Genomic DNA, 7,141 nt, shown 5'->3' with positions numbered 1-7,141 from the left:
CCTTTACTGTTGGTCACTTTCCATTGCGTACCTTCCGGTAACTGCACCCACTCTTCGCGGGGTTGTGCGGTAGTGTTCAATACACGGATATAGGTGGTGTGTTGATTATTTTTTTGTAAGATGTTATCGCTTACGGAAAGGGTATTATCTGTCCAGCGCTGTACTTTATCGATCCATGTATCGCCTTCGCGGCCATTGTAAGGTACAATCCAGCAATCGTGGTGCTGAGCCAGCAGCAAGGTTTTCCAGGCAGTATCGAGTTGTTGCTGCGGCCATGCTGCCTTATCACAAAGCATAGTGATGGCCGCATACTTTTCTGCGCTTATCAATTTATTCTCCGCAGCTCTCACCTGTTGTGCAATACGTTGCAATACCTGCGCGCCCCATACCAGGCTTACCTGGATATCTTCCTGGCTTACTTTCCATATGGGCGTATTGCTGTGATTGGCTATATTGCTGATATAATTCCGCCACGTTTCGTATTTCGCATGTTGTTTCAGCCAGGGACCATTGCGCCAGCCGGCATCCTGCAGGCACATGCCCACGGGATTTGCAATACCTGCGGCCCGTGCGGAGCGTATATATTCCCGGCTGTTATTCCAGGCGGTAGTTTGCCAGGTGGAATTAGGCAGTAGGGCTTCTGAACTATAGCGGGGCACGGTGAGCAGCTGGCTACCATCGGGGCCCTGCCATTGCACCAGTTCACCACCAAAGGCACGGGGCTGGCTACCACCGGGGGCCTGCAGTCCACTCCCAAACGCCCGGGTGTAGCCGCCCCAGCAGGTATTGGGATTTTTCAGCGAGGCATATTTAAAGCCAAATGAACGCAGTACCTGCGGTAACGCGCTGGTAAAGCAGGGCTCTTCACTTGAGTAGGTAGTGAATTCAGCGCCGGGGAAATGTTCTCTCAATTTCTGTATACCGTAACTGAACTGGCGTATCATGCTTTCACCGGAACCCGTATACAAATAGCTCTGGCCATAAGCGGGGTTTACATATTCAATGCGACCGCCGGCCGACTGATCCGCAAACATTTTTTTGAAAGCCGCATACGCCTCCGGCTCCTCTGTCTTCACCCTGTCCCAGGTTTCGGGCTCTATTTCCAGGTTAATTTTCCAGTAAGGGTTTGCCTGCAGCTGGCTGGTTATAAACTGCGTATACCCATGGGGGTAATGCCCATAAATACCGCCGTGATAACCATCAATAAAGTAGTGCTCCTGGGCAAAAGATGCCTGTGCCGCAGCGGTGAGTAAAGCCGCCAGGCAAATATTCTTCAGTTTCATGCTGTTGTTAAAGGGCCAAGTCCGGGTTTTTCTGAACTTCAGCTAATGGTAATGGAAATTGAAAATCTGTTTCTTCGAAGCTTCGCAGGTGATTAGGGGCTTTGTACCCAACCAGGCTGGTCATACTGCCACGCGCCACATCAAAGGCTTTGCGGGTACGCAGCATATCATACCATGCCTGGAATTCAAAACAAAGTTCCCAGTATCTTTCCTTAAGAATATCATCTGTTGTTAAAGCAGTTGGTTTAGGCGCCGCGGGAAATGCCCGGTGGCGTACTGCATAAAATGCATCGATCGCGGTAGCATCTGACGTAGTGCCGCCATCCACCACGCTCTTTGCTTCTGCGCACAGCAGCAATATATCTGCATAACGTATCAGCGGAAAATTGGCGCCTGAGCGGCCGGTCTTCTCTGCTTCATCATCCCAGAACTTGAAAACATAAGGATCCGGGAAGAAAACGGTTTCCGCAGGATTGCCGTAGCGTGCGTGCCTGGTATAGAAAAAAACCTGTTCCTGTTTACGTTCATCGTTCGCTGCAAATGAATTATAAAATGCAGTGGTTGGCGCCATTGCCCCGCCGTAGGCCGATTGTATGGAAATGGGCTGACTGGGATATGGCAGGTATGCCCAGTGGATGTTGCTCACCGCCACGGTAGGATGGCGTTGCAGCATAAAGATGTGTTCCCTGGTATTTTGTACTACCGGGTTACGCAGATCGCTGTATTGTTCAAACAGGGAAAACTGGTGACTGTCTATCACCTCCATTGCCTTATCGTAGGCCAGCTGGTAATAAGGTTTTCCTTTCTGCAAGGGATAACCGGCCATGGTAATGTACACCTTTGCGAGTAACGATTTCACTGCGCCCAGGCTTACATGCCCGCTTGGGTCTATCCATGGAAGACCTGCGTTTTCAGCTGCTTTCAGGTCTTTAACGATCTGTTCATACACTGCCTCTTTGGGAGAGCGGCGTATTTTTATATCATTGATATCTTTGGTAGTAGTGAGTTTCAGGGGAATGTCGCCAAAAAGCCTTACTGCCTGGAAGTAATACCATGCCCGCAGGAAATACGCTTCACCGAGGTATCGCTGTTTTGTTATTTCATCTACTACAGAAGTAATACTTACGTTTTCAATTACGCTGTTACAATTCTCCACGGGATAATAGGTAGCGTTCCACCATCCCTGCAATCTGGAGTTGGCGTTATCGAGCCGGTCTAACCGCAGGAACTGGTCGTCTTCAAACCCTGAAGGCCGTGGCCTGCGACTGTACCCGGTGATATATTCCAGCGAATACACAGGGCTTACCGCCACGCCGATGTTGATCACAAAGGGAGTAGCAAGGCCGTCGTATGTGCCGTTCACCGCAGCGCTCACCTGTTCCGGCGTTTTATAGTAATGCGACTGGTTAAGAGAACCGGAGGGCTCTTCTTCCAGGAATTTGTTACAGGAAGAAACCAGTAGTATCATCCCCAACAGCATCAATTGTTTCATATTTCAATTCCTTTTCAGAATGTAACATTCAGTGTAAACGAAAGCGTTTTTGCTTTCGGGTACTGGTACAGATCCACCCCCTGGTTAAAGTCGCCATCAAATGAAGAGGCTTCAGGATCGTACCCTTTATATTTTGTGAACAGGAAATAGTTTTCCGCACTGGCGGTGATCACGGCAGATTTGATGTGATACCGTGCGAGCCAGTCTTCCTTCAGCCGGTACGCCAATGCAATATTGCGTATGCGGAGGAAAGTGCCTTTTTCTATATAGTAACTGTCCATTTCATTATCAAGCCCGTCCTGCGGCAGCCGAAGCGCGGCATTCATACCACCCTGATGTTGCGGCGTCCATGCGTTGAGCAGGTTGCTGTAACTGTTGGTAGTGGGCGCAGCGCTTTCCATGATCATCCTGGTAAAGTTTGCCAGGCTATGGCCATAGATCGTTTGCAGATCTACCAGCAGTGAAAAACTTTTGTAGGTAAAAGTATTACTCATGCTTGCTTCAAAATCGGGCATGCCGTTGCCAAGTACGGTACGGTCGTTGGCATCTTTCACCTTATTGTTATTCAGATCTGCATACTTCAGGTCCCCGGGCTTTTTGCCATAGGTAGCCGCTTCCGCAGCTTCATCTGTTCCCCAGGTGCCCAGGCGTTGGTAGCCGTAAAATTCATTCAGCGGCCGGCCTTCCATGATACGGCCCGCCCAGGGATACATGATATCCCCGTTCAGTTCCAGTACACGGGAGCGGTTCATGGAATAGATCAGCGAGGTATTCCAGGAGAATTGTTTGCGCCGGATATTGTTGGTGACCAGCGATAGCTCCAGTCCCCTGTTACGAATGGAACCGATGTTATCATACACCCCTTCATAACCGGTGGTGGCGGGCATCAGCCGGTAATACAGCAGGTCTTTGGTTACACGGTTATACACATCGCCGGTGAACTGCACCCTGTTATCGAAAAGGGAAACATCCAATCCAATATTCAGCTGGTGGGCTTTTTCCCATTTAAGATTCCTGTTGCCCAGCGCGTCCAGTGTAACTGCCGGCGCCACCTGGCCGTTGAATGCCACCTGGCTGCTTCTCAGCTTGTCCTGCGTTACATAATCACCAATATCTGCATTGCCCACAATGCCATAGCTGCCACGTATCTTCAGGTCGCTGATGCTGTGCACATCGCGTAAAAACGGTTCTGAAGATAAACGCCATGCCCCTGAGAAGCTGGGGAAATAGCCGTATACGTTATTCGCCCCGAAGCGCGACGAGCCATCTGCCCGGAAAGAAAACCCGAACAGGTAACGGCTGTCGTAATCGTAATTGAACCGCATATAATACGAGTTCATGGCCGTATTACTTGTGCCCGATTCCGGTCGTTGCGGCACCAGTCCTGTTTGCAGGCTGTTGTAAGAAAAGAAATCATCAAAGAAACCTTCACTTCCCGCCTTGGTGCTCATATTCCCGAAATAGTACCAGCTGGCGCCGCCAACAGCTGTGAGCTTGTGTTTACCATACTGGTTGTTCCAGGTAATGTAATCCTCTGTGGTCCAGGAACCTGAGTTGCCATTTGTACGTGTAGCCACTCCCTGTTGTGTATCCGAATACCCGCGGATATCACGACCGGAATAATACAGGTTGTAGGTAGCGCCGGTTTGCCCGCTCAGCCCTGCGGTAATATGCAGTTTGCTGTTCAGCCGGATGGTAGTTACCAGGTTGCCCATGGTATATGTTTTTCCGGCTACCGATTTTACTTCCCGCATGAGCCGCACCGGGTTTTCAGAATCCTCCGCACCGGGATAATCCCCTTTGCGGGAATAGGTGCCATCCGCATACTGCACCGGGAGGAAGGGCAGGAACTCATAGATCTGCCTCACCGCATTCAGCCCGAATGTATTGATGTCTACATTATTTTGTTTTGACGCCCCGCTGTTGATCACCGCCTGTACATGCAGCCATTTGGACACATCCCAGCCCAGATTGATAAACCCGTTCACCTGCCGGGAATAGCTGTTGATAAGAATGCCCTGCTGATCGTTGTAGGAAAGATTGACCAGGGCGGAGAAGCCATCCTTACCGGCCGACAGCGACAGGGAATGCTCATGCGACACCGCCAGGCGGCTTGCCTCCTCCTGCCAGTCGGTGTTATATTTCGGAGAGCCATCTGCATTAAACAATTCGTTCTTCCGCACAAACTGCCACGACGGATCCAGGTGAGGCGCCGTGCGACCGGGCAGGTATTCATATTCCCGTTTAAACATTTCCAGCGCCTGGCTGGCATCCATCAGTTTTACTTTCCGGGCCAGCGTACCAAAGCTCACGGTATTACGGAACGAAATAGCCGGGCTGCTTTTTGTACCTTTCCTGGTGGTGATCACAATCACCCCGTTTGATCCTCTTGCCCCGTAAATCGCAGAGGCAGCAGCATCTTTCAGCACATCCACCGAGGCTACGATGTTGGGATCAATGATCAGCGGATCAGCCCCCACTATGCCATCTACCACATACAGCGGACCGTTGTAGGCGTTGATAGAGCCGGTGCCTCTTATTTTTACAATGGGATTGCCACCTGGCTTACCGGAATTCATCATCACGCTTACCCCGGCTACTTTCCCGGCCAGTCCCTGCATCAGGTTCATGGTAGTAGGGCGTTCCTTTATGGCATCGCCGCTTACCGTACCGATGGCGGTGGTAAGTTTTTCTTTGCTGGAAGTACCGTAACCGATCACCACCACCTCCTTGAGAGAGGAGTATCGTGGTGAAAGCGACACATACAACATATTCACTCTCTCCACCGGCACTTCCTGTTCCCCGAAACCGGGAAGGGCAAAGCGCAGCGTATCTCCCTGCTCAGCGTGGATACTGAAGGTGCCATCCGCATCCGTCATCAAACGGGATAGCGCACCTTTCCGCATCACGTATACGCCGGGCAAAGGGTTGCCGTTGGTATCAGTTACCCTGCCCGTTAATACCGAGGCCTGGCTGGCAGGCTGCGGCTCTTTCCGTGTGATCAGGATGTTCCTGCCACGTATTTCATATTGCAATCCTGCAGGCAGGAGTTTCAGCACCTGTTCCACGGAAATATTTCTTTTATTAACCGTTACTTTTCCGCTTTTTGTGATTTCGGAGGGGCTGTATACAAACCTGAACGTAGTAGCGGCTTCCACCTGTTCAAACACTTTATCGAGCGTTTCGCCGGTCACATGAACCTCTGCCACGGTGCGTTTCAGCTCTTCTGTTATGGCAGATTGCGCAGCGATGCGCGGCGGGTACAGGCAACACAATACCAGCACCAGGCAGGCAAGCCACCCGGGCACCATGTGCAGGCACTCCGCTGTTTTCACTTTCATAACCCGAATTTATCACGCCCTAAGGCTAACCCCATCCGTTTTTATTTATTTGGTTGTTCCTTTTTATATACCAGGTATTCGTTGCTGCCCGGCTCCTGCCGGTAGCTGCACCCATAAATTTCACATAGCATGCCCAGCACGTTCTTAAACGGCACGTTGGCATCGAACCGGGCAGTGATCAATGAGTTGGCAATCTGTTCACTGGAAAACCGGATCCGTACATTGTACCGGCGTTCCAGTTTATAGGCGATATCGCGGAACAGGGCTTTTTTAAAGATCAGCTGTCCCTGTGTCCAGGCGCTGGCATCTGCAGCGGCAATATCATTCTTTTCCAGTTGACCTGTGGTTGCATGGTAAACCGCCTGCTGGTTGGCAACAAGCGTGGTAGTATTATTTCCATTGTTGCCTACAGCTATTTTACCACTGGCTACGGTTACGGTTACTTTTGCCGCCGGCGTATAGGCGTCGATGTTAAAGCTGGTGCCCAATACATTCACTTCCAGTTTACCGGCGTGCACAATAAATGGTTCGTTCTGGCGGGAGGTTACTTCAAAATACCCTTCTCCCTCCAGCCATATTTCCCGGGCTTTATGTTCATCATATTTTACCTTACTGTCTACATTCAGCCATACCAGGCTACCATCCGGCAGGGTGATCTTTTTAATGCCGTTCCCCCCCGTTTGCTCCGCTACCATTGCCTTTGCTATTTCGCGCGGTGCACTGTGCTCACGGGCCAGGTAAAAACCTCCCGCGGCAATGATCAAAGCCACCGTAGCGGCCACCAGCCAGCGAACAGACCTATGGCTCACCTTCATCCGCGGCGCAGCATCCTCCACCTGGCGGCTGATGCGCAGGAAGATCAGTTGCTCCAGCGCGGTGCGTTGCTCCGGGCTGAATTGAGAAGTGAGGCCCGGATCATTTTCGAAAGACCTGTACCAATTATCCACCTCACTGATCTCCTGATCAGTGGCGGTACCTTCCAGGTATTTATCCAATAATTCTTTTAACCGGGTGTTATTCATATC

Annotated in this window: 3 protein-coding genes and 1 pseudogene; all 4 read right to left on the bottom strand. The window is 50.9% G+C overall.

Features of this window, described 5'->3' with window-relative positions; genetic code table 11:
* Positions 1 to 1,283: pseudogene (locus VIM72_RS02890) on the bottom strand (hypothetical protein); the annotation flags it as partial.
* 7 nt (positions 1,284 to 1,290) lie between these two features.
* Positions 1,291 to 2,775, bottom strand: a complete 1,485-nt coding sequence (locus tag VIM72_RS02885; protein ID WP_332001367.1) for a RagB/SusD family nutrient uptake outer membrane protein — start codon at positions 2,773 to 2,775, stop codon at positions 1,291 to 1,293.
* Between the two features lie 14 nt (positions 2,776 to 2,789).
* A complete protein-coding gene (locus tag VIM72_RS02880) occupies positions 2,790 to 6,116 on the bottom strand; it encodes a TonB-dependent receptor (RefSeq protein ID WP_332001366.1) in 3,327 nt (1,108 codons plus the stop codon).
* Positions 6,117 to 6,157: 41 nt separating this feature from the next.
* Positions 6,158 to 7,141, bottom strand: a 984-nt coding sequence (locus VIM72_RS02875; RefSeq protein WP_332001365.1) for a FecR family protein, incomplete at its 5' end; no start/stop codon positions are given.

Origin of the sequence: Chitinophaga sp., assembly GCF_036569185.1 — a bacterium.
Classification (GTDB): domain Bacteria; phylum Bacteroidota; class Bacteroidia; order Chitinophagales; family Chitinophagaceae; genus Chitinophaga.
This window is presented reverse-complemented; position numbering and strand designations above follow the sequence as displayed.

What these genes read in the sequence shown, in the direction of transcription:
- VIM72_RS02885 (WP_332001367.1), bottom strand. Translation starts at nt 2,775, where the DNA reads ATGAAACAATTGATGCTGTTGGGGATGATACTACTGGTTTCTTCCTGT.
- VIM72_RS02880 (WP_332001366.1), bottom strand. Translation starts at nt 6,116, where the DNA reads ATGAAAGTGAAAACAGCGGAGTGCCTGCACATGGTGCCCGGGTGGCTT.